Here is a 22,484-nt window from a genome sequence, read left to right as displayed (position 1 = left end):
GCCGCTGCACACTTTGCGACCGGTGCGAGACGCGCTGAACTACACTATTAGCGCTTTGCGCGCCGCAACATGAACACGTGGAGGCGTACCGCCGCGCCACCGTGGTTTAGCCTGCTCAAGACCTGTTCACAGCCATTTCGTGCCGATTTGCACATCAATTCGCGTGCCGATATTTGCGCCCACGACAGGCCCTTGTTTCGGATGAGAGACCGACATGACTGCAACGCCCGACACGCCCGACAAGTATTCCACCCTGCTGGCCCGCTGCGCGGGCCTCGCGCCCGTGCCCACCGCCGTTGCGCATCCTTGCGATGTCTCGTCGCTCACGGGCGCGCTCGATGCCGCCAACCTCGGCCTCATCGAGCCGATCCTGGTCGGCCCGGAAGCGAAGATCCGCTCGGTGGCGCAAGAAGCCGCGCTCTCGCTCGAAAACGTCAAAATCATTGACGTTCCGCACAGCCATGCCTCTGCGGAACGCGCGGTGCTCGCCGTGCGCGAGGGCGAAGCCGAGATGCTCATGAAGGGCAGCCTGCACTCCGACGAACTGCTGCACGAAGTGGCGCGCGGCGCGAGCGGCCTGCGCACGGAGCGCCGCCTCTCGCACGTGTTCGCGATGGACGTGCCCGCGTATCACAAGCCGCTGTTCATCACCGACGCCGCCGTCAACATCTTCCCCAAGCTCGCCGACAAGGCCGACATCGTGCAAAACGCCATCGATCTCGTGCAGGCGCTCGGCATCGCCACGCCGAAGGTCGCAATCCTTGCGGCGGTAGAGACGGTCTCCGACAAGATGCCCTCGACCATCGACGCCGCCGCGCTGTGCAAGATGGCCGATCGCGGCCAGATCGTGGGCGGCCTGCTCGACGGTCCGCTCGCCTTCGACAACGCGATCAACGCCGAAGCCGCGCGTATCAAGGGCATCACCTCGCTGGTCGCGGGCGACCCCGACATCCTGCTGGTGCCCGACCTCGAAGCCGGCAACATGCTCGCCAAGCAGCTCACCTTTCTTGCCGGCGCGGAATCGGCCGGCATCGTGCTCGGCGCGCGCGTGCCCGTGATTCTCACGAGCCGCGCCGACACCGTGCGCGCGCGCATCGGCAGTTGCGCGATCGCGGTGCTGCTCGCCCACGCGCGGCGCGCGGGCAAGACCCCGGAGGCCCTGTGAGCACGACTCCCCTCTCCTCCACGGATCACGCGCACGACGAAGGCCACATCGTGCTGGTCGTGAACGCGGGCTCGTCGAGCATCAAGTGCTCGGTGTATCGCGTCGTTGAAGATCCTCACGCGGAAGGCGGCGCGCGCGCGATTTTCGGCGCGGGCGGCCAGATCGAAGGCATTGGCGTGGCGCCGCGCGTGGTCGCGCGCATGGCCGATGGCCGGCTCATCGTCGACGAGAAGTTTCCGGTCGCACAAGTCTCCGACCACGACGCCGCGTTCCGCCTCCTGCGCCTCGTGCTCGCGGTGGGCCTGCGCGACACGCCGCCCGCCGCGATCGGCCATCGCGTGGTGCACGGCGGCGCGCACTTCAAGGACGCGGTGCTCATCGACGACAAGGTGATCGAGGAGCTCGACGCGCTCACGCCGCTCGCGCCGCTGCATCAGCCGCACAATCTCGCGGCGATCCGCGCGGTGCGCACGGCCGCGCCGGAGCTGCCGCAAGTGGCCTGCTTCGACACGGCCTTTCATGCGGGCAACGACATCATGGCGCAGCTCTTCGCGCTGCCATACCACTACTACGAGGAAGGCATCCGCCGTTACGGCTTTCATGGCCTCTCGTACGAGTACATCGCGCACTACCTGCACAGCGCCGAGCCCGACATCGCGCGCGGCCGCGTGGTGGTCGCGCATCTGGGCAACGGCGCGAGCCTGTGCGCGATGAAGGACGGCAAGAGCGTCGAGACCACCATGGGCCTCACCGCGCTGGACGGCCTGCCGATGGGCACGCGCAGCGGCGCGATCGACGCCGGCGCGGTGCTCTGGATGATGGCGCGCGGCATGGGCTACGACGAGATCGAGAAGCTGCTGTACCAGGAGTCCGGCCTCAAGGGCCTCTCGGGCGTGAGCAGCGACATGCGCGAGCTGCTTGCGAGCGACAGCGAGCGAGCGAAGCTCGCGATCGACTTCTACACGTACCGCATCGCGCAGGAAGTGGGCAAGCTCGCCGTCGGGCTGGGCGGGCTCGATGCGCTGGTGATGACGGGCGGGATCGGCGAGCACGCCGCGCCGATTCGCGCGCAGGTGTGCGAGCGGCTCGCGCCGCTGTTCGGCACCGCGCTCGACACAACGGCCAACGACGCCGGCAAGGAGCGCGTGAGTTCGCGCGAAAGCCGCGTGCCGGTCTTCGCGATCCGCACCGACGAAGAAGGGATGATCGCGCTGCATACGGCGCGGCTGCTGCGCGGGGCGCTGGCGCGCTGATGCCGCCGGCGGGCGAGCATGCCCGCGACCGGTTGAACTTCAGGCGAAACTCAGGCGAATTTCAACCGGCCGCTCACGCCGAACGGCTCGTCATCTACTGCGTCGCTATCGGTGTTCAGACGCCTCGGCGCCTCACAGTGCACGAGCGTATCGACGAAATACTTTGCGCGCGGCCACGGGCCAAAGCCCGCCGCCGTGTTGACATGCCCCGCGTCGCCGAGATTCACGAACGCGCTGCCCAGCTGCTGAGCGAGGCGCTGCGCCCCCTCGAGCGGCATCCACGGATCGGTCTCGCTGCCGATCAGGATCGCAGGCACGGGAAGCCGGCGCGCCTCGAAGGCGCCGGCAAAGCGGAACTTCTCCGGGCTCGCGGGCGCAACCAGCAGCGCCCCCACCACGTCGGCGGCAACCAGCCCCTGCTGAAGCGCGTGCGCCGCCACGAGGCAGCCATAGCTGTGCGCGGCGAGCACGAACGGACCGCGCTCGCGCGCGAGCAGCCTTGCGAGCGCATGGCTCCAGCGCGCCAGATCGGGCGCGTCCCAGTCGTCCTGCTCCACGCGCAATGAGCGCGCGAACTGACGCTCGAGCCAGCTTTGCCAATGCGCGCCTTCGCTGCCGTGCAGGCCCGGCACAGTGACGAGTCTGGGCGGCCAGCGGGAATTGCACGAAAAAGCACACGAAGAAGCGTCGTACGAAAGCATGATTTTTTCCTCGCTTCGGCGGATCGTGAACGGATTGTGGTCCGCCGCCCCTGTGCGCCAAACCAATTTTTTTTGCTTTGCTTTTTCTCGCCCCAGCCACGGCGCGCGGCCGCGCGGAGAAAGCCGGCGGCTTGCGGCATGAAAACGTAGAATGTGGCGACCGATCCCACTCATCTCACGTTTTTCACCATCTGCAGGGAACGAACCGCGATGAAAATTCTGTTCTGGCTCCCGCAAGCCGACGCCACCGCCTGGCTCGACGGTCTCTCTCGCGCGCTGCCCGGCGCCGAATTGCGCGCATGGCAGCCCGGCGATACGGCCCCCGCCGATTACGCCGTGGTCTGGCACCCGCCGCGCGAGCTGTTCGCCACGCAGCCGGACCTGTGCGCGGTCTTCAATCTGGGCGCGGGCGTCGACGCGATCCTCGCGCTCGAACGCGAGTCCCCCGGCACGCTGCCCCGCGACGCGCTGCTCGTGCGCCTCGAAGACTCGGGCATGGCGCCGCAAATGGCCGAATACGTGCAGCACGCGGTGCTGCGCTACCTGCGCCGCTTCGACGAATACACGCTGCAGCAGGCGCGCCGCGAATGGCACGTGCTCGCGCCGCATCCGCTCGAAACCTTCACGGTGGGCGTGCTGGGCCTGGGCGTGCTGGGCGCGCACGTCGCGCGCGCGGTGGCGTCGCTCGGCGTGCCGGTGCGCGGCTTCTCGCGCAGCGCGAAAACCCTCGACGGCATCGAGACCTTCTCGGGCGAGCTGCGCGGCCCGCAGTTCGACGCGTTCCTCGCCGACGTAAAAGTGCTCGTGAACCTGCTGCCCGCCACGCCCGACACCGAAAACGTGCTCGACGCGCGCACCTTCGGCAAGCTCCCGAGCGGCGCGTATCTCGTGAACGTCGCGCGCGGCGCGCATCTGGTCGAACAGGATCTCGTCGATGCCCTCGCGAACGGCACGCTCTCGGCCGCCACGCTCGACGTATTCAACCATGAGCCGCTTGCGGACGATCATCCGTTCTGGCGCGAGCCGCGCATCACGATCACGCCGCATAGCTCGGCGCTCACGCTGCGCGAGGAAGCGATCTCGCAGGTCGCGGACAAGATCGAGGCGCTCGCGCGCGGCGAGACGGTGAGCGGGATCGTGAATACGGCGCGCGGCTATTGAGGCGCGCGCGAACACAGCTTTACATCGGATCGCAGTACAGGAGGCAGACATGGCAACACTCCCCACCGCAGTCAAAATCGTCGAAGTCGGACCGCGCGACGGTCTGCAAAACGAAAAGGAATTCGTGCCCACCGCCGTGAAGGTCGAGTTGATCGACCGGCTCTCGAAGGCGGGCTTTCCGAACATCGAAGCGGCCTCGTTCGTCTCGCCGAAATGGGTCCCGCAGATGGCCGACGGCGCCGAGGTCATGACCGGCATCGCGCGCCGCGAAGGCGCGATCTATTCGGTGCTCACGCCGAACCTGCGCGGCTTCGAAGGCGCGCTGGCCGCAAGCGCGGACGAAATCGTGATCTTCGGCGCCGCGAGCGAGGCGTTCTCGCAAAAGAACATCAACTGCTCGATTGCGGAAAGCATCGACCGCTTCGCGCCCGTGGCCGAAGCGGCCAAAGCCGCCGGCGTGCGCATTCGCGGCAGCGTCTCGTGCGCGTTCGGCTGCCCGTACCAGGGCGAAGTGCCGGTGGCGTCGGTCGTCGACGTGGTGCAGCGCTTCGCGGCGCTCGGCTGCGACGAAATCGATATCGCCGACACCATCGGCGTGGGCACCGCGAAGCGCGTGCACGAAGTGTTCGAGGCGGTCACCAAAGTGTTCCCGCGCGAGCGCCTTTCGGGCCACTTCCACGACACCTATGGCCAGGCGCTCGCCAACATTTACGCCGCGCTCGAAGAAGGCATCGAGATCTTTCACGCCTCGGTGGCGGGGCTCGGCGGCTGTCCGTACGCGAAGGGCGCGACCGGCAACGTCGCGACCGAAGACGTGCTGTATCTCATGAACGGCCTCGGCATTCGCACGGGCATCGACCTCGACCAGGTCGTGGAAGCCGGCGACTTCATTTCGAAGGCGATTGGCCGCGCCAACGTCTCGCGCGCCGGCAAGGCGCTGCTCGCCAAGAAGCAGAGCGCCGCAGCATCGGCTTGATGCTGAAGGATGCTGAAACCATTGCAGTACGAAGGAAGCCAGGACATGACGGAAACACTCATCAACTCCGAAAAAGACGGCCTCGAAGCCCTGCCCGATTCCGCGCGCCGCGTCGCGCTGCTGCTGCGCGAGCGCGGCCACGTCAAACCGGTCGTGCTGCTGCCCGAGACCGGCAAGACCTCGGCGGAAGCGGCAGCCGGGCTCGGCTGTGAAGTCGCGCAAATCGCCAAGTCGATCCTGTTTCGCCGCCGCAAGGACAATGCGCCCGTGCTCGTGATCGCGAGCGGCGCCAATCGCGTCGACGAAAAGAAGGTCGAGGCGCACGTGGGCGAAGTCGGCCGCGCCGACGCGAAGTTCGTGCGCGAGATGACCGGCTATGCGATTGGCGGCGTGTGCCCGATCGGCCACGCCACCGCGCCCGTCACGCTGATCGACGCCGACCTGTTCGCGCTCGAGAGCCTGTGGGCCGCGGCGGGCCATCCGCACGCGGTGTTCAATCTTTCGCCGCAGGAACTCGCGGCGCTTACCGGCGCGCCCGTGGTGGACGTCGCGCTGCGCGACGCATGATCTCGCCCTGCATCAACGTGTGCCGCATGCACGAGCCGAGCGGCCTGTGCGAAGGCTGCCTGCGCACGATCGATGAGATCGCCGCATGGTCCACGCTCGACGACGCCGCAAAGCACGCCGTGTGGGACGCGCTCGACGCGCGTCACGAACAGTGGATCCAGCGCGACGCGGCTAAAGCAGGAGACGCCCGATGACCGCCACGCCCGCCCGTGTCGTGACGATCGGCGAGTCGTTTCGCTCCACGCTCGCCCTCTCGCCCGACACGGTGAAGTCGTTCGCCACGCTCGTGAACGACCTGAACCCGCTGCACCACGACGACGCCTACGCCGCGCAGAGCCGCTTCGGCGGCCTGATCGCCTCGGGCACGCAGCCCACCGCGCATTTCATGGCGCTGCTCGCCACGCATTTTTCGCAGTACGCGCAGCCGCTCGGCCTCGAATTCGACATGAAGCTCAAGCGCGCGGCGCACGCCCATGACGTGCTCACCTTCGAGTGGCGCGTCGTGGAAGCGCACTGGAAAGCCAGCCTGAATGGTGATCTCGTGAAGCTCGAAGGCACGGCCGTCAACCAGAACGGCGAAACGCTCGTGGTGGGCCGCTCGACGATCCTCGTGATGCCGAAGCCTCAGGCGCAAGCAAGCGAAGGAGCCGCGCGATGAGCCACGCCGCGAATCCACCCGCCGCCACATTGCCGCCGTCGATCCGCGTGTTCGAGCGCGGCTGGCTCTCGTCGAACAACATCCTGCTCGTCGACGAAACCCGCGCGGCGCTCGTCGACACGGGCTATGCGACGCATGCCGCACAAACCGTCGCGCTCGTGCAGCACGCGCTCGCGGGGCGCGCGCTCGACACGATCGTCAACACCCATCTGCATTCGGACCACTGCGGCGGCAACGCGCGCTTGCAGGCGCAATGGCCTTGCGAGACGCTCATTCCCGCCGCCAGCGCGAACGCCGTGCGCGCCTGGGACGAAGCGCGGCTGTCCTTTCTCGCCACCGGCCAGACCTGCGAGCGCTTCGCCTTCACGGGCACGCTCACGCCCGGTGCGCGCGTGACGCTCGGCGGCTTCGAGTGGGAGGTGATCGGCGCGCCCGGCCACGACCCCGATTCGTTGATGCTGTATGCCGCCGGGCCGCGCGTGCTGATCAGCGCCGACGCGCTGTGGGAGCACGGCTTCGGCGTGATCTTTCCGGAACTCGAAGGCGCAAGCGGTTTTGCGGAGCAGCGCGCGGTGCTGGACGCTATTGCGCAACTCGACGTGGCGGTGGTGATTCCGGGCCATGGCGCGCCATTCGCGAATGTGGAGGCCGCGCTCGAACGCGCTTATGCACGCCTCGCATGGCTAAGCGCCGATCGCGCGCGCAACGCCAAGAATGCGCTCAAAGTGCTGATCGTGTTCAAGCTGCTCGAAGTGCGAACGATGACGTTCGCGGCGCTGGAAACGATGCTCGCCGAGGCGGCGATCATGCGCGCGGCAGCGCAGCAACTCGCGCCCGAAAGTACCTGGCCCGCGCTGATGCGCGAACTGGCCGGGGAGCTGGCGAAAAGCGGCGCGCTTGTGATGAGCGAGAACGGGGTCGAAGCGCCCGCCGGCATGGCTTGAGGCACCACCCCGCATTGCCCGCGCCGTCATGCGCGGCGGCAAAAAAAACGCTCGCCCTATTCTTGGACGAGCGTGAGAGTATCGTGCTCTGACGTGATCAAACTGTCGAGCCGATCATACTCGCGCGCGAATTCGCATCGCATCGGTGATTTCCCTACAAACCGCTATCACAGGCCTGATTCAAAACGTTTGTGCAGCGATTGATTCACCCGATGAATTGATTCGAAATCCGAATCGATAACAAACGGCGGTGAATAATCAGAGAAATACGTTCACGAACATTTCACCAGCCGAGTTGCAAGCGCAACCATTCGAACAGGTGTGAGCACAGGTACAACCCGAGCCCGATCGTCCCGCCGATCACCGTGCCGTTCACGCGAATTTCCTGCAAGTCCTTGCCGATCTTCAGCTCGATCAGGCGCGCGGTGTCGCGCGTGTCCCAGTTCCGCACTGTGTCGCGAATATGGTGCGTAAGGTAGCGCGCGAAATCGGGCGCCATCGCGCGCGCGGCGTCTTCGAGATGGCGGTTGATCGACGCGCGCAGGTCCGCGTCGGCGGCCAGCGATTCGCCGAGCCAGCGGCCGGTCGCCACCACCTTCGCGTGCAGCGTCGAATCGGGACGCTCCAGATCGTCGCGCAGCCACGCGCGCAAGCTGCCCCATAGCGCACCGGTGTACTCGTTGAGCGCGCTGCCTTCGCGCAGGCTCGCTTTGAGTTCCTCGCCCTTGCGCAGGAACGCGGGATCGCTTTTCAATTGCACCACGAGCTTTTGCACCACCTCGTCGAACTTCTGGCGCAGGTGGTGCTCGCGGTCCTCGCTCACCTGCAGCAGCAAGCGGCTCACGGCGCTTTCCAGCACCCGCGCGCCGCTGTCGCCGATCCATTCCGAGGGCAGGATCTTTTCGGTCCACGGAAACTCGCCCTTGAGCCCGTCGACGATGCGCGCCGCCACGAACGTGCGCGTGCTCTCCTCGGCCAGCAAAGCGCCTAGCTGATCGAGCATCTGGTCGAGCAGTTCCTGATGACGGCCGTCTTTCGTGAGCGTGTCGAGCAGCGCGCCCGCCGACTTCGAGAGATCGACCTTGTCGAGCGCGGCGTGCAGGCCGTCGCGGATGAACGCCTGGATGCGCGCGTCGTCGGTGAGGCCGAGCAGGCCCGACATCAGCCGCACCGCGTAGTCGCCCAGATGCTGCGCGTTGCTCGGGGCCGTGAGCCAGGACGAAAGGCGCTCGACCGGGTCGTGGCGGCGGATCAGCTCGACCAGCGCATCGACGTTGAGAAACCGGTCGTGCACGAACACGGCGAGTTCGTCGGCGATGCGATCCTTGTTGCGCGGAATGACGCCCGTGCGCGCGGCGATAAACGGAATCGGCACGCGCCGGAACAGCGCGACCACGGCGAACCAGTCGGCGAGCGCGCCCACCATGGACGCTTCGCTGATCGCCTTGATGCCGTCGACCACCACACCCGGCGGCGCAAGCGCCGTGGCGACGAACACGATCGCCGCCGCTACCAGCAGCAAGAGTGCGCGGCGCTTGGCGCGTTTGAGTTCGGCTTCGTCGTGGCTGGCGTCGGAGAGGGTCATGCGCTCGTGCATCGTCGTGGTCGGGAAACCGCGACATTATGCGGCCAGCGCGCGGGCGACGCCGCGCTCGTCACCTCAAGCGGAAGAAGCGTTGCGCCGCTGCGGCACGATCCGCCAGCCGAGGTTTACACCCGCCGCCGCGAGCAGGATGAGCGCCGCACCCGCGACCTGGATCCACGCGAGGCGCTGGCCGAACGCGAACCAGTCGACGAAGATCGCCACCACGGGGTAGATGAACGAGAGCGCGCCGGTCATCGCGGTAGGCAGCTTCTGGATCGCGCCGTAGAGCAGCACGTACATCACGCCCGTGTGCACGATGCCGAGCGTGGCGATCTGCGCCCAGTGCACGGGCGTGGCGGGCAGCGTGTCGTAGCGGATGAACGGCGCGAGCACGAGCACGCCGAAGCCCAATTGCACGAGCGCGATCAGATGCGGCGGCGTGCCCTTGAGATGGCGCGTGATGATCGACGAGATCGCGTAGAGCAACGCAGCGCCGGCCGCGCACGCCACGCCCTGCAGGTACTCGCCCGGCACTGCGAGCACGGCCGGCTGCACTTCGACCACGCCCACGAGCCCAACGAAGGCGAGCGCGAGCCACGCGACGGTCGACGCGCTCACGCGCTCGCCCAGCACAAGCGCACCGAGGCCGACCAGCATGAACGGCTGCGTGTTGTAGACGGCGGTGGCCATCGAAATGGACGCGCGTGAATAGGCGGCGAACAGCAGCACCCAATTGGCGACGATGGCCGCGCCCCCCGCCATGGCAAGCGCGAGCGTGCGCCACGGCAGCCTGCGCCGCAGCAGGCCGAGCGCCGCGCAAGCAAGCGCGAGCGTCGCGCCGCCCAGCACGCAGCGCATGAACGCCACGTTGATCGGCGCCTGCTGCGAATCGACGACGAGCCAGCCGATGGTGCCGGACATCAGCATCGCGGTGACCATCTCGGCTGCGCCGCGGCGAACTTCTGGGGAAGACATGACTGAGCGCTCCACGTGAGTAACTGTCTGGAAGTTTACTCAGCGCGAAGCGCGGAATACATGGCTAAACTAAGGTTGAGATATCGAATTGCCTTCGAATCGAAGGCTGACTAGCGAACACGCAGGTGAAATCATGAACAAACGCCCCGCCGCGCCTACACCCATCGCGCTCGACGAGATCGACCGCGCGCTGCTCGCCGCGCTCGCCGAAGATGGACGCGCGAGCGTGAGCGACCTGGCTCGCCAGATCGGACTCTCCGCGCCGAGCACGTCGGAGCGCTTGCGCAGGCTCGAAGCCCAAGGCGTGATCGGCGGCTACACGGTGCGCATCGACCCGCGCGCGCTCGGCTACACGCTGCAGGCCATCGTGCGCGTGAAGCCGCTGCCGGGGCAGTTGCATCTGGTCGAAGAAGTGATCCGCCGCATTCCCGAATTCATCGAATGCGACAAGGTCACTGGCGACGACTGCTTCATCGCCCGGCTCTATCTGCATTCGATCGACCAGCTCGACGAAATCCTGGGCAAGGTCACCGAGCGCGCGGAAACCAGCACCGCCATCGTCAAGTCCACGCCCGTGGCGCGCCGCCTGCCGCCGCTCGGCTAAGCACGGCCATCAGTCCTGGCGCTCGGTCGCCTCGAAGAACGAAAGGATTTCGCCGACCAGCGCCTCGTGCGCTTCCTCGGGAATGTAGTGGCCGCACGGCAACGCGCGGCCGCTCACGTCGCGCGCCACCTTGCGCCACTCCGCGAGCGGGTCGAAGCAGCGCCCGACCACGCCGTGCTCGCCCCACAGCACCCGCAGCGGGCACGCCACTTTGTGGCCGCGCTCGATATCAGCGCGGTCGTGGTCCAGGTCGATGGTCGCGGAAGCGCGGTAGTCCTCGCACATCGCGTGCACGGCGCCAGGCTGGCGCAGCGCCGCGCGGTACGCGCCGAGCGCCTTGGGCGCGAACGGCGCGAGGCCCGCGTGGCGGCTGCCCATCACGCGCTCGATATACGCGTCGGGATTCGCGCCGATCAGATCCTCGGGCAGCGGCTCGGGCTGGATCAGGAAGAACCAGTGGAAATAGAGCGTGGCGAACTCGCGGTTGGTCTGCTCGTACATGGCGAGCGTGGGCGCGATATCGAGCAGCATCAGCCGCTCGACGGCGTCGGCGTGGTCGAGCGCCATGCGATGCGCGACGCGCGCGCCGCGATCGTGCGCACACACGAGAAAGCGCTCGAAGCCGAAGTGGCGCATGACCTCGACCTGATCGGCGGCCATCGCGCGTTTCGAGTAGGCCGCGTGGCTCGGGTCACTCGCGGGCTTGGACGACGCGCCGTAGCCGCGCAGGTCGGTGGCGATCACCGTGAAGTGCTGCGCGAGATCCGCCGCGCAGCGATGCCAGATCATGTGCGTCTGCGGATGACCGTGCAGGAGCAGCAGCGGCGGCCCCTCGCCGCCACGGAGTCCGTGAATCTCAACGCCATCCGCGGTGCGAACGGTGAAAGGCATGTATCCGTCGAACGGCATGTCGCGTCCCCATCGTCTATTTGTTGGTCTGAAGGGTATTGTAGGAGGGGTGCGCAATGCGTCATCGCAAATTCGGGCACGAAAAGCTAGAAACCGAACACTCCCTCGACTCGCCCGAACGGCGCACCATAAGCGATAACCCGCGCGCCCAGAGTCCGGCCCGGACCTGCCCTGCAGCCCGCAAGGAGACCCCGCCATGGCATTGCCCGCCCTCTTGCAGAACCTCGCGTTGCCTGTCGTCGGCTCGCCGATGTTCATCGTGAGCTACCCCGAGCTCGTGCTCGCGCAGTGCAAGGCGGGCATCGTCGGCTCGTTTCCGGCGCTCAATGCGCGCCCCGCCGAACTGTTGGACGAATGGATCACGCAGATCCAGGCGCAGCTCGCCGCGCACAAGGCGGCGAACCCGGACGCCGTGATCGGCCCGATCGCCGTGAACCAGATCGTGCACCAGTCGAATACGCGGCTCGAGCACGACGTGCGCGTATGCGTGGAGCACCAGGTGCCGATCTTCATCACGAGCCTGCGCGCGCCGCCCAAGGAGCTGCTCGACGCCGTGCACAGCTACGGCGGTGTCGTGCTGCACGACGTCATCAATCTGCGTCATGCCGGCAAGGCGCTCGAAGCGGGCGTGGACGGCCTCATTCTGGTTGCGGCGGGCGCCGGCGGGCACGCGGGCACGACCTCGCCGTTCGCGCTCGTGGGCGAAGTGCGGCGCATGTTCGACGGCCCCATCGTGCTCTCGGGCGCGATCGCCAATGGCGGCTCGATCCTCGCCGCCCAGGCCATGGGCGCCGACCTCGCGTACATGGGCACGCGCTTCATCGCCACGCGCGAGGCGCATGCCGTGGACGGGTACAAGCACGCGATCCTCGAAGCCAAGGCCGCCGACATCGTCTACACGAACCTGTTCACGGGCGTGCACGGCAATTACATCCGCGAGAGCATCCTCAACGCGGGGCTCGACCCGGACGCGCTGCCCGAATCGGATAAATCGAAGATGAATTTCGGCGGCGACAAGACCAAGGCCTGGAAGGACATCTGGGGCGCGGGCCAGGGCGTGGGGCTCATGGACGACGTGCCCTCGGTCGCCGAACTGGTCGCGCGCCTCAAGAGCGAGTACGACGAGACCCGCGCGCGGCTCGGGCTCGCGCGCTGACGCGGCCGGCTGATTCCTTCGTCAACGCGGCTACCGCGGCGGCAGCGTCGGGGGCGCGCCTCCTGCTTACGCCTTGCCGTTCGCAGCCGCGCGCGCCGCTGCCTCGCAAATCTCCTCGACGCCGGGCCATAGCGGGCGCTCGCCAAAGCGCTCCGCGAGGAAATCCACGAACGAGCGCACTTTCGCCGAAAGATGGCGACGGCTCGCGTAGACGGCATAGATGGGCAACTCGCGCGGCGGCAGCGCATCGACGAGCAGCGGCACGAGGCGGCCTTGCGCGATGTCGTCGCCGATCACCTCGGTGCCGAGCATCGAGAGCCCGCCGCCCTGCAGCAGCACCACGCGCAGCGCCTCCAAATGATTGACGATCAGATTGCCGCCGGGCTTGGGCCGCACCTGCCGCGCGCCGCCCTCCGCGAACGGTGCGAGCTCCGCTGCGGAAGCGCCCGCGTAATGCACGAACTTGTGCTGCGCGAGGTCGGCGACGCTCTTCGGCACGCCGTAGCGGCGTAGATACTCGGGCGCGGCGCACAGCACGATATGCGCGGTCGCGAGCGGCCGCGCGATCAGCGACGACGCCTTCAGCCCCGAAGGCGCCGCGCGAATCGCCACGTCGAAGCCTTCGTCGATCAATTCGACCACGCGGTCCGAAAGCGTGATGTCGACGGTGACTAGCGGGAAGCCCGCCGCATAGTCGGCCACCGCGCCCATCACGTGGCGCAGGCCAAACGCCGTGAGCGACGACACGCGCAGACGCCCCTGCGGCACCACGCTCGCAGCGCCCACGGCCTGGCCGGCTTCGTCGAGCTCGGTGAGCGCCAGAGCTACGCGCTCGTAGTATTCGCGGCCCGCCTCGGTGGGGGCGACGCGGCGCGTCGTGCGGTTCAGAAGGCGTGCGCCGAGCTGCTGCTCGAGATGCATCACATGCTTGCTCGCCATGGCGGCGGACATGTCCATGCGCTCGGCCGCCGCCACGAAGCTCCCCGCCTCCACCACGTGCCGGAACACTTTCATGCTGACAAGGGTGTCCATCACGCCGCCCTTTTCGCCAAATTCAAATTCATCGAGAACCCGTCCCCAAGATTGTGCACGCCTTGTCGATTCACGGCAGTCAAACGCGCCCTGCGCGGCGCTTCACAAAAACAAAACCCCGCGCTGCGGACAGCGCGGGGTTCTTGCTGAGGTGCTTCAGGCTTGGCGGCGCTTAGAACTTGGCGCGCAGGCCCACACCGTAGGTCTGACCCGACGACATGTTGTCGAAGTGGTCGTACATATAGGCCGCGTAGACGTCGGTGCGCTTCGAGAGCGGGTAGTCGTAGCCGACAGCCGCGGTCGAGCGCGTCTGGTTCAGGCCGCCGCTGTCGCGCGAGTACGCGTACGAGGCCATCACCGTGCCCGGGCCAACCGGCACCGTCACGCCGCCCTGCGCCGTATTCACGTGCCAGCTGTTGAGGTCGCTGTTGTTGTTCGTGTACATGTACTGGCCGAAGAATTTCACGTACTTCAGGTCGTACGACAGGCCCACCTGGCCGATGCTCTGGCTGCGCAGGCCCTGGATGACCGTATCGCCGCTCACGATGCTGCCGATGTCGCCCGGCGTGTTGTTGAAGTTCACGTACTGCCAGACCGCCGTGGCTGCGAACGGGCCATTGAAGTACAGGCCCTGGACGCTCCACTTCTTCTTGCCGTTTTCGCCAGCCTGGTTGCCGAGCGAGTACACGGCCGTGCCCGACAGGCCGTTGAAGTTCGGCGTCGAGTACTGGATCGAGTTGTTCCAGCCCGAATCGCCCACCGCGCCTTGATCGGTCGTGTAAGTCGGGAACGTCGAGAGCCCGAGATACGTGTGGTAGATCATCGGCGAGAACGTGTACGAATCGACGAACGGGTTGAACAGAATCGTCGAGATGAACAGCGGCGTCGTCACGCGACCCGCAACCACCGTACCGAACGGCGATTCGATGCCGACATACGCGTTACGTGCGAAGAAGGTGTCGCCCTGGAAGCGGCCGAACTGACCGTTCTGCGCGCGGAAGAAGCTTTCCATCTTGAAGACAGCCTTGTAGCCGCCGCCCAGATCCTCAGCGCCCTTCAAGCCCCAGTAGGACGTCGACATGCCGCCGCCGCCGACGTTCACGGCCGTGTTGCCGCCCGGGAAGCGCGTGGCCCCGACCCACTCGTCGACCTGGCCATAGAGCGAGACGCTCGACTGCGCAAATGCCGACGACGATGCGGCGGCGAGCAAGGCGGCAATGACACCCGCCTTGAGAGGCGTGCGCAGCGCGCGGCTGACGGCTTTTTTCATGGGTTCTCCTGTCTCTTTGTCAAAAAGGTGATTGGCGGCTTTGGCGCCCGAGCAAACCGTTTCTTGTCTCGCCGTTCGCTGGCGTCGCCGTTCTGGGCGAGACCATCTTTGCGGACCAGATTGATGGACAAAAATATCGATTGTTATCGCCGGTATATCGATCCGGATAGTTTGCTGTCGGCAAACCCCGACTCGACCGGTTCCCGCAGCCGCTTTGCCGGGTCTCGGCACGACCGGCGCCAGGCCGGTCACCCGCGTGGATTGGACTTCGGCCCGTTTTTTGCTGCCCTGCGGCCCCGCCACTCGAGCTCCCTATTCACGAAGCCGAGATTTGATGACGAAAGGGCCTGGTCTGACGAGAAATTTCCCACAAAGTGTGGTATCCACGCGTCAGTTTTAGGACTCGAAGAGGCGAGCAATATCGGCCGGGCTCGCCGTCCGGACGGTCGGTTGGGCTAATTCGGGGTCTGATTTGGCTGGCGCCGGGGGGAGCGGGCGCGAAAAGCGCCGATTGGGAGCGGCAGGAGATGCCTGAAGAACTGCGGAAAAAGCGCTGGTGCCGACCTAGTTACGATAGGGCGCCGGCATCGGCGGACGCGGCACCTCGCCGCCGCCACGCTGGAATGGGCGGAACGTGCTGCGCTCTTCGTTGTAGCGCGCGACGTCTTCGCGAATGGAGCCGGCGCGCACCGGTGAATCGGCCGGCGGACGGGGAACCTGACGCGCTTCCGCGCTCACGGGCTGAATCGGGCCGTGATAGCCGCCGAAGCCATTGCCATAGGGATTGCTGTTGAAGCCGCCACGGCTGCGCTCCTGCTGGTGGCCGCTCTGACGCCCGCGCCAGCCGCCCTGGTCGGCCACGCGCATCGGCCCGCCGCCGTAGTGCCCGCCGGGCGCACCACCGAAGCCGTCGCTGCCGCGGCGCATGGCGCCGCCACGCTGGCCACCCCATTGCATCGGCATGGCCGGACGCGAAGCTTCACGCATCATGGGCGCGGACTGAAAGCCGCCGCCATGAAAGTCGCCGCCGTGACCGGCAAATGCAGGCTGGACATGGACGAACGCAATAAGGGCCGCTAATCCGGCCCCCAAGACCCACTGTCCAATCTTTGACAACCCTGCACACATTGTGTCGATCACCTGCCCGACGTTCAGCATGGCTTATCGCCATTCGGGCCATGGCGGGCCGTTCCGGGAAGCGCATGTGTCACGCAACAATTGCTGCCGCAACGGTTTTTGACTCTTCCTTGACGGTAATTTATGGGCGACCTGAAAGGGTGTCGAGCCAAAAAGTGTTATGCCCTCGGAAGGGTTGTAACACCATGTTACTGCACGATTTTTTGGTCTTTGGGGACACTACGCACGGGTTTGTTTCATGCTTGCCCGGAGCCTCGCCAAAGCCGCCGGAGGCCCTGCCGGCGGGACTTTGCCGGTAAAGGACGCGTGCCGGTTGCGGCGCGCTCCGCACAAGGTCTTTTGCATGACGAATGAATTGCGGAGATGCCCGTTCCCCCCCTTGTCTCGTGTCGACCACACCACGGCAACGTCTTCTGAAATCCAGCATTTAATGCAAAACAATCATCAATCGATTCGTCAAATGAATTTGCTTTTTCAATCACGCCAGGTCGACAATAGAGGCCCTGATTCCTCCCGTGGCGCCCCGATCCAATGAAAGTGCGCCGTGGTGCGCACTTGAGACTGATCGATGGCTCGTCCGAAATTCCTGCCTGATAACTTCACGCTGTGCCTGATCGGCACGGTGATTCTCGCCAGCCTGCTGCCCGTGCACGGCGTGGCCACCAAGCCCTTCAACTGGCTCACCAACGTCGCGGTCGGGCTGCTGTTCTTCCTGCACGGCGCCAAGCTCTCGCGCGAGGCCATCGTGGCGGGCGCCACGCACTGGCGCTTGCACATCGTCGTGCTGACTAGCACGTTCATCTTCTTCCCGCTGCTCGGGCTCGCGCTCAAGCCGGTGCTCTCGCCGCTCGTCACGCCCGCGCTTTATATGGGCGTGCTGTTCCTGTGCACGCTGCCCTCGACCGTGCAGTCGTCCATCGCGTTCACCTCGATCGCGCGCGGCAACGTGCCCGCCGCCGTGTGCAGCGCGTCGGCGTCGAGCTTGATCGGCATCTTCGTCACGCCCGCGCTCGTAAGCCTCGTCGTGACGAACCAGGCCGCGGGCGGCACCTCGGCCTGGCATACGGTCTGGAACATCGTGCTGCAACTGCTCGTGCCGTTCGTCGCGGGGCAACTGCTGCGGCCCGTGATCGGCCGCTGGATCGAGCGCAACCGCAGCGTGCTCAAGTTCGTCGATCAGGGCTCGATCCTGCTGGTGGTCTACGGCGCGTTCTCCGAGGCGATCAACCAAGGGCTCTGGCACCACACGTCGATTGCCGCGCTCGGCGGCCTGGTCTTGATCAGCGCGGTGCTGCTCGCGCTCGCGCTCGGCGCCACCATGTTCACGAGCAAGAAGCTCGGCTTCTCGCGCGCCGACCAGATCACGATCATCTTCTGCGGCTCGAAGAAGAGCCTCGCGGCCGGCGTGCCGATGGCCAAGGTGATCTTCGCCTCGAACGCCGTTGGCGCGGTGGTGCTGCCGCTCATGCTGTTCCATCAGCTCCAGCTGATGGTGTGCGCGGCGCTTGCACAGCGCTGGGGCGCCCGCGACATAAGCGCCGAGCACGCCGAAGCCGGCGACGAGTCGCGCGCGGCACGCAGCGCTGTGGCGGGGGGAAGGCAGTAAGGCGGCAAGCCGCGAATGGGGGCCGCCCCAAAATAACGGTGCCCAAACCAAAGAGGCCGGCGCGGATCATTCCGCGCCGGCCTCTTTTTCTTTGCACAGGAAATATGGCGATGTGTGTCTAGACCCGCCCGCTCAACACAAGCCACAACATGATGAGCGTACCCGCGCCCACGGTGCCGTACGGCCCGTAGCCCCAAGTGCGGCTGTACGGCCACGCCGGGGCGCAGGCGATCAGAAAGAGAACAAAAAAAAGCAGTAGAGAAATGCCGCTCAAGAGCGCCTCCACGCAAAACGATGATCTGCGACACCCCGCAACTCCTGTTCCCGGCGACCTTGTTTAGTTATTTTTACTAAACGTGTTAATTTGCGTTTATTAGTTAAATTACGGGTATTTACTGGGTTCCCAAAGCCCCAATCAAGGTTGTTTGGCTAGATTTTTACTATACAATCGCCGCACATCTGGCCATATCGCGGCGCACCCGCCGCGTGGCATCGGCAAGCGCGAACAGGAACCATGGGGACAACCATTCGTGACGTCGCGCAGGCGGCCAACGTGTCGATCGGCACGGTCTCCCGCGCGTTGAAAAACCAACCGGGCTTGTCGGAGCCCACGCGCGCGCGCATCGTCGAAGTCGCGCGCTCGCTCGGCTACGACTGCGGGCAACTGCGCCCCCGTATCCGCCGTCTCACATTCCTGCTGCACCGCCAGCACAACAACTTCGCCGCCAGCCCGTTTTTCTCGCACGTCCTGCACGGCGTGGAAGACGCCTGCCGCGAGCACGGCATCGTGCCCGCGCTGCTCACCGCCGGCCCCGCCGACGACACCATCCAGCAACTGCGCCTGCACGCGCCCGACGCCATCGCCGTGGCGGGCTTCGTCGAGCCCGAGACGCTCGCCGCGCTGGTCGCGCTGCAGCGCCCGCTCGTGCTGATCGACCTGTGGGCCCAGGGCCTGCGTTCGGTGAATATCGACAACGCGGCGGGCGCGGCGCTCGCGATGCATCATCTGTTCAGCAAGGGGCGCCGGCGCGTGGCGTTCATCGGCGGCTCGCTCGCGCACTACAGCATCGCCCAGCGCGCGCTCGGCTACCGGCGCGCGTTCTTCGAAGCGGGGCTGCTGTTCGATCCGTCGCTGGAAACCTGCATCGATGGCGGGCTCGATCCCGACACCGGCGCGGCGCTCGCGATGCAGCGCCTGCTCGACGCCGCGCGCAGCGCGCGCGGGCCATTGCCCGATGCCGTGTTCGCCTTCAACGACGCCGCCGCGCTCGCCGCCATGCGCGTAGGCCTGAGCGCCGGCCTGCGCGTGCCGCAAGACATTGCGATCATCGGCTTCGACGACATCGCGGGCGCGTCGCACGCCGCGCCCGCGCTCTCGACCATCGCCGTCGACAAGGAAGCGCTCGGGCGGCGCGGCGTCGAGCTGCTGCTCGAAGAAGCGCCCGCAACGAACGAAATCGTGCTGCCGGTGCGGCTCGTCGAGCGCGCCAGCACCGCCGCCAGCGAACGCTCCGAGGCGGCCGAAAGCCCATTGTCGCGGGCCGAGCCGCTCGCCGAAGCAGCCTTGCTGAAACCACTCCAAGCCTGGTCAGCCGTCGCGCCAGGCCAAGCCAAGACGAGAAAGCCATGACGAAGCCTTCCAACGCCGCCCCCTCCCAACCGGCCAGGCTTGCCCCGGCAACCGAAGCAAGCGCGCCCGCGGTCGCGAGCTTTCGCGACCGCGCGTTCCTGCTCGGCCACGTCGAGGACACGCTGCGCTTCTACGCGCCCAACGTGTTCGACAGCACCGGCGGCTTCTTCCATTACTTCCGCGACGACGGCTCGATCTACAACGCCCACTCGCGCCACCTCGTGAGCAGTTGCCGCTTCGTCTTCAATTACGCCATGGCGTACCGCGAATTCGGCGACCCGCTCCACCTCGACTATGCGCGCCACGGCCTTCAGTTCCTGCGCGAAGGCCATTGGGACCCGCATCACGAGGGCTACGACTGGGAGATCGACTGGCGCGACGGCAAGAAGCGCACGCTCGACGCCACGCGCCACTGCTACGGCCTCGCGTTCGTGCTGCTCGCCTACGCGCACGCGGCGATGGCGGGCATCGAAGAAGCCCGGCCGATGATCGCCGCCACCTTCGAACTGATGGAGCAGCACTTCTGGGACGGCGCGGCAGGACTGTACGCCGACGAGGCCAGCGCCGACTGGATCGTGTCGGACTATCGCGGCCAGAACGCCAACATGCACACCACCGAGGCGCTGCTCGCGGCGTACGAGGCGACCGGGCACGTCGTCTATCTCGACCGCGCGGAGCGCGTCGCGTCGAACATCACGCTGCGCCAGGCGTTGCTCTCGCAAGGGCTCGTGTGGGAGCACTTTCACGCCGACTGGTCGGTGGACTGGCACTACAACGAGGCGGACAGTTCGAACATCTTCCGCCCGTGGGGCTTCCAGCCGGGGCATCAAACCGAATGGGCGAAACTGCTCATGATCCTCGAACGCCATCGCCCGCTGCCGTGGCTGCTGCCGCGCGCGATTGAGTTGTTCGACGCGGCCATGGCGCACGCCTGGGACGACGATCACGGCGGGCTCTACTACGGCTTCGGCCCGGACGGCACGGTGTGCGACCACGACAAGTACTTCTGGGTGCAGGCCGAGACCTTCGCCGCCGCCGCGCTGCTCGCGAAGCGCACCGGCAACGAACGCTTCTGGGACTGGCACGACGAAATCTGGCGCTACAGCTGGGCGCATTTCGTCGATCATCGTTACGGTGCGTGGTATCGCATACTCACCTGCGATAACCGCAAGTACAGTGACGAGAAAAGCCCTGCGGGCAAGACCGATTACCACACCATGGGCGCATGCTACGAAGTCCTGAACGCTTTGCCTGGCCGTGGCATGGCGCCCATCATCGGCGATGCGTCAGGCAGCGAAACGGCCTTCGCGCGGGCGTTCGGCACCGACTGCAACGCATGAGCATCAACGAAGAATCAGCGAAGGCATAGCGAAGGAACAAGCGATGAGCACCTGCAACACTGGTCCCGACTTCTCGTCCGGCTTCCCCGCCTTCATCTCGGCGGGCGACATCCTCACCGATCTGGTGCGCGCGCCCGCGCCCGAAGGCACGCCGCACGCGTCGAGCGCGCCGGGCATGGATTCGCATTGGCGCGCGCATCCCGGCGGCGCGGGCTGGAACGTGGCGCGCGCGGTGGCGCGCCTCGGCCTGCCCACCGCCTGCGCGGGCGCGCTCGGCACCGACAACTTCTCCGACGAGCTCTGGAACGCGAGCGTCGCCGCCGGCCTCGACATGCGCTTCATGCAGCGCGTCGAGCGCGCGCCGCTGCTCGCGATCGTGCACCAGACGCATCCGCCCGCGTACTACTTCATCGGCGATAACAGCGCCGACCTCGCCTTCGATCCCGCGAAGCTGCCCGAAGGCTGGCGCGCGCACGCGAAGTGGGCGCACTTCGGCTGCATCAGCCTCGTGCGCCAACCGCTCGGCGAAACGCTCGCCACGCTCGCGGCGCAGTTGCGCGAGGCCGGCGTGAAGATCAGCTTCGACCCGAACTACCGCAACCTGATGGCGCACGGCTACGAGCCGATCCTGCGCCGCATGGCCGCGCTCGCCGACCTCATCAAAGTGTCCGACGAAGATTTGCGCATGCTGTTCGCCGATAAGAGCGAAGCCGAAGCCATCGCCGCGATGCGCGCGCTGAACCCCGCCGCAACGCTGCTCATCACGCGCGGCGCGCAAGCCGCGACGCTCTATGCCGGCGACGCCGTGATCGAAGCCACGCCGCCGCGCGTCGAAGTGGCCGACACCGTGGGAGCGGGCGACGCCTCCATCGGCGGGCTGCTCTTCAGCCTGATGAGCACGCCGCGTCGCGAGTGGCGTCAGCATCTGGCGTTCGCGCTCGCTGCCGGCGCCGCCGCGTGCCGCCGTCCCGGCGCGCATTCGCCCACGCTCGACGAGGTCGTCGCGCTACTCGCCGATTAACGCACCGGCCCTGGCCTGCGCCGCGCGCGATGCGCGGCGCACCACTGACATGAAAGCGCCTTGTCAGCGTCACGTGCGTGCCCCGCAGGCACGGAATCAACGTGCTAGCATGGAAGCTCCTTTCACGAGGAGCCCGCAATGGAAGACGTCAGCTACACCAAAGGGATCTATACGGCAGTCGCCTCCGTGCGGCCCATGAATGCCGGCCAGTACCAGGGCCTGGTCTCCTTGGCGCGCGACGACGGTGAAGAACTCGAGAACGCAGTCTACGAAGTAGAAGGCGCTTCGGGCACGCCGGAAGAGGCACTGGAAGAAGCGAAGGCGCTCGCGCATCGCATTCTCGGCGAACTCGAACTGTAAGGCGCAAGAGAGGCAATCTCGAACCGCGCGGGCGGCGATCCTGTCCTCGACGGTCCTCTTCGGCCGGCAGCCAAAACGCTTGGCCCGGCCGGCAGGAGACGAACATGGCCGAACAACTCTTTCTCTATGGCGTCTACGCCATCCACGTGCATCCGCTCGAACTGCAGGGCGCGCGCTGGGACGCCGAATACCAGATCACGCACCGCGACAAGCCCGTGCAGCCATGGGTGACGATTGGCGGCAACGCGGGCTTCGATGCGTCCGCCGAAGCCGTCGATGCCGCGCACCGCCAGGCCATCGCCGACATCGAGCACGGCGCGGGCATTCCCAGGCCGCACGCGTTTCCGTGACCGGCGCGCCCGCGCCGACCACATCCGGACTTTCGCTTGCCCCCGGCCTGATCCCGCACAGGAGCGCTGTGCGCGTGGCGGCTT

23 protein-coding genes and 1 pseudogene are annotated in these 22,484 nt (G+C 66.6%); 16 read left to right on the top strand and 8 right to left on the bottom strand.

Annotated features, from left to right (window positions below):
* Positions 1 to 214 precede the first annotated feature (214 nt).
* Together HV773_RS08890 and HV773_RS08885 are read left to right on the top strand one after the other, a co-directional pair.
* Complete coding sequence (locus HV773_RS08890; RefSeq protein WP_129561003.1) at positions 215 to 1,165, top strand: bifunctional enoyl-CoA hydratase/phosphate acetyltransferase; 951 nt, start codon at positions 215 to 217, stop codon at positions 1,163 to 1,165.
* On the top strand, positions 1,162 to 2,418 hold the full coding sequence (locus HV773_RS08885; RefSeq protein WP_129561002.1) for an acetate/propionate family kinase: 1,257 nt from the start codon (positions 1,162 to 1,164) through the stop codon (positions 2,416 to 2,418). Before HV773_RS08890 ends, HV773_RS08885 begins: the two co-directional genes overlap by 4 nt.
* A 50-nt stretch (positions 2,419 to 2,468) precedes the next feature.
* On the opposite strand, the gene HV773_RS08880 is transcribed toward HV773_RS08885, so the two are convergent.
* Positions 2,469 to 3,119, bottom strand: a complete 651-nt coding sequence (locus HV773_RS08880) for an RBBP9/YdeN family alpha/beta hydrolase (protein WP_129561001.1) — start codon at positions 3,117 to 3,119, stop codon at positions 2,469 to 2,471.
* Positions 3,120 to 3,329: 210 nt separating this feature from the next.
* Between HV773_RS08880 and HV773_RS08875 the strand changes: the two genes are divergently transcribed.
* Genes HV773_RS08875 through HV773_RS08850 form a run of 6 tightly spaced genes read left to right on the top strand, consistent with a single transcriptional unit; the run spans position 3,330 to position 7,425 of the window.
* Positions 3,330 to 4,280, top strand: a complete 951-nt coding sequence (locus HV773_RS08875) for a 2-hydroxyacid dehydrogenase (protein ID WP_129561000.1) — start codon at positions 3,330 to 3,332, stop codon at positions 4,278 to 4,280.
* 49 nt (positions 4,281 to 4,329) lie between these two features.
* Complete coding sequence (locus HV773_RS08870) at positions 4,330 to 5,256, top strand: hydroxymethylglutaryl-CoA lyase (RefSeq protein WP_129560999.1); 927 nt, start codon at positions 4,330 to 4,332, stop codon at positions 5,254 to 5,256.
* Between the two features lie 45 nt (positions 5,257 to 5,301).
* Positions 5,302 to 5,823, top strand: coding sequence for a YbaK/EbsC family protein (locus HV773_RS08865; RefSeq protein ID WP_129560998.1), 522 nt, complete (start codon positions 5,302 to 5,304; stop codon positions 5,821 to 5,823).
* Positions 5,820 to 6,017, top strand: a complete 198-nt coding sequence (locus HV773_RS08860; RefSeq protein WP_129560997.1) for a DUF1289 domain-containing protein — start codon at positions 5,820 to 5,822, stop codon at positions 6,015 to 6,017. The genes HV773_RS08865 and HV773_RS08860 overlap by 4 nt, the downstream gene beginning before the upstream one ends.
* Entirely contained in the window at positions 6,014 to 6,481 is a 468-nt protein-coding gene (locus HV773_RS08855; protein ID WP_129560996.1) for a MaoC family dehydratase, read from the top strand. The genes HV773_RS08860 and HV773_RS08855 overlap by 4 nt, the downstream gene beginning before the upstream one ends.
* A complete protein-coding gene (locus HV773_RS08850) occupies positions 6,478 to 7,425 on the top strand; it encodes an MBL fold metallo-hydrolase (protein WP_129560995.1) in 948 nt (315 codons plus the stop codon). Before HV773_RS08855 ends, HV773_RS08850 begins: the two co-directional genes overlap by 4 nt.
* Positions 7,426 to 7,708: 283 nt before the next feature.
* Here HV773_RS08850 and HV773_RS08845 read toward each other — a convergent pair whose 3' ends face one another.
* Positions 7,709 to 9,010 carry a DUF445 domain-containing protein gene (locus tag HV773_RS08845; RefSeq protein WP_129560994.1) on the bottom strand — a complete coding sequence of 434 codons (1,302 nt, stop codon included), beginning with the start codon at positions 9,008 to 9,010 and terminating at the stop codon, positions 7,709 to 7,711.
* 75 nt (positions 9,011 to 9,085) lie between these two features.
* Positions 9,086 to 9,985: a DMT family transporter gene (locus HV773_RS08840; protein ID WP_129560993.1), complete on the bottom strand. Its 900-nt coding sequence runs from the start codon at positions 9,983 to 9,985 to the stop codon at positions 9,086 to 9,088.
* A gap of 133 nt (positions 9,986 to 10,118) precedes the next feature.
* Here HV773_RS08840 and HV773_RS08835 point away from each other — a divergent pair, with 133 nt between their 5' ends.
* On the top strand, positions 10,119 to 10,589 hold the full coding sequence (locus HV773_RS08835) for an Lrp/AsnC family transcriptional regulator (protein WP_129560992.1): 471 nt from the start codon (positions 10,119 to 10,121) through the stop codon (positions 10,587 to 10,589).
* Between the two features lie 9 nt (positions 10,590 to 10,598).
* Here the strand turns inward: HV773_RS08835 and HV773_RS08830 are convergent, their stop codons facing one another.
* A complete protein-coding gene (locus HV773_RS08830; protein ID WP_377731376.1) occupies positions 10,599 to 11,480 on the bottom strand; it encodes an alpha/beta fold hydrolase in 882 nt (293 codons plus the stop codon).
* Positions 11,481 to 11,694: 214 nt separating this feature from the next.
* Here HV773_RS08830 and HV773_RS08825 point away from each other — a divergent pair, with 214 nt between their 5' ends.
* The gene (locus HV773_RS08825; protein ID WP_129560990.1) at positions 11,695 to 12,654 is read left to right on the top strand and encodes an NAD(P)H-dependent flavin oxidoreductase; all 960 of its coding nucleotides are present in this window, start codon (positions 11,695 to 11,697) and stop codon (positions 12,652 to 12,654) included.
* A gap of 66 nt (positions 12,655 to 12,720) precedes the next feature.
* On the opposite strand, the gene HV773_RS08820 is transcribed toward HV773_RS08825, so the two are convergent.
* The 3 genes from HV773_RS08820 to HV773_RS08810 all read right to left on the bottom strand — a co-directional run bounded on the left by HV773_RS08820 (position 12,721) and on the right by HV773_RS08810 (position 15,946).
* Complete coding sequence (locus HV773_RS08820) at positions 12,721 to 13,686, bottom strand: LysR family transcriptional regulator (RefSeq protein ID WP_129560989.1); 966 nt, start codon at positions 13,684 to 13,686, stop codon at positions 12,721 to 12,723.
* Positions 13,687 to 13,858: 172 nt separating this feature from the next.
* Positions 13,859 to 14,956 (bottom strand): porin, encoded by a 1,098-nt coding sequence (locus HV773_RS08815; RefSeq protein WP_129560988.1) that lies wholly within the window; start codon positions 14,954 to 14,956, stop codon positions 13,859 to 13,861.
* Between the two features lie 564 nt (positions 14,957 to 15,520).
* Positions 15,521 to 15,946: a hypothetical protein gene (locus HV773_RS08810; protein WP_129560987.1), complete on the bottom strand. Its 426-nt coding sequence runs from the start codon at positions 15,944 to 15,946 to the stop codon at positions 15,521 to 15,523.
* Positions 15,947 to 16,661: 715 nt separating this feature from the next.
* Between HV773_RS08810 and HV773_RS08805 the strand changes: the two genes are divergently transcribed.
* Positions 16,662 to 17,699 (top strand): bile acid:sodium symporter family protein, encoded by a 1,038-nt coding sequence (locus tag HV773_RS08805; protein WP_129560986.1) that lies wholly within the window; start codon positions 16,662 to 16,664, stop codon positions 17,697 to 17,699.
* Positions 17,700 to 17,817: 118 nt separating this feature from the next.
* Here HV773_RS08805 and HV773_RS08800 read toward each other — a convergent pair whose 3' ends face one another.
* Positions 17,818 to 17,985: a DUF3309 family protein gene (locus HV773_RS08800; RefSeq protein ID WP_227875353.1), complete on the bottom strand. Its 168-nt coding sequence runs from the start codon at positions 17,983 to 17,985 to the stop codon at positions 17,818 to 17,820.
* A 228-nt stretch (positions 17,986 to 18,213) separates the two neighbouring features.
* Here HV773_RS08800 and HV773_RS08795 point away from each other — a divergent pair.
* The 5 genes and pseudogenes from HV773_RS08795 to HV773_RS08775 form a co-directional block, all read left to right on the top strand.
* Positions 18,214 to 19,233: pseudogene (locus tag HV773_RS08795) on the top strand (LacI family DNA-binding transcriptional regulator); the annotation flags it as partial.
* Positions 19,234 to 19,325: 92 nt separating this feature from the next.
* Positions 19,326 to 20,669 (top strand): AGE family epimerase/isomerase, encoded by a 1,344-nt coding sequence (locus HV773_RS08790; RefSeq protein ID WP_129560983.1) that lies wholly within the window; start codon positions 19,326 to 19,328, stop codon positions 20,667 to 20,669.
* A 43-nt stretch (positions 20,670 to 20,712) separates the two neighbouring features.
* Positions 20,713 to 21,690 carry a carbohydrate kinase family protein gene (locus tag HV773_RS08785; RefSeq protein ID WP_129560982.1) on the top strand — a complete coding sequence of 326 codons (978 nt, stop codon included), beginning with the start codon at positions 20,713 to 20,715 and terminating at the stop codon, positions 21,688 to 21,690.
* A 138-nt stretch (positions 21,691 to 21,828) separates the two neighbouring features.
* Positions 21,829 to 22,050, top strand: a complete 222-nt coding sequence (locus tag HV773_RS08780; RefSeq protein WP_129560981.1) for a hypothetical protein — start codon at positions 21,829 to 21,831, stop codon at positions 22,048 to 22,050.
* 104 nt (positions 22,051 to 22,154) lie between these two features.
* A complete protein-coding gene (locus HV773_RS08775; RefSeq protein WP_129560980.1) occupies positions 22,155 to 22,400 on the top strand; it encodes a hypothetical protein in 246 nt (81 codons plus the stop codon).
* Positions 22,401 to 22,484 lie beyond the last annotated feature (84 nt).

This window comes from Paraburkholderia caffeinitolerans (assembly GCF_902859945.1).
GTDB lineage: Bacteria > Pseudomonadota > Gammaproteobacteria > Burkholderiales > Burkholderiaceae > Paraburkholderia > Paraburkholderia caffeinitolerans.
The sequence above is the reverse complement of the archived record's forward strand: the minus strand, read 5'-3'. Positions and strand labels throughout refer to the sequence as shown.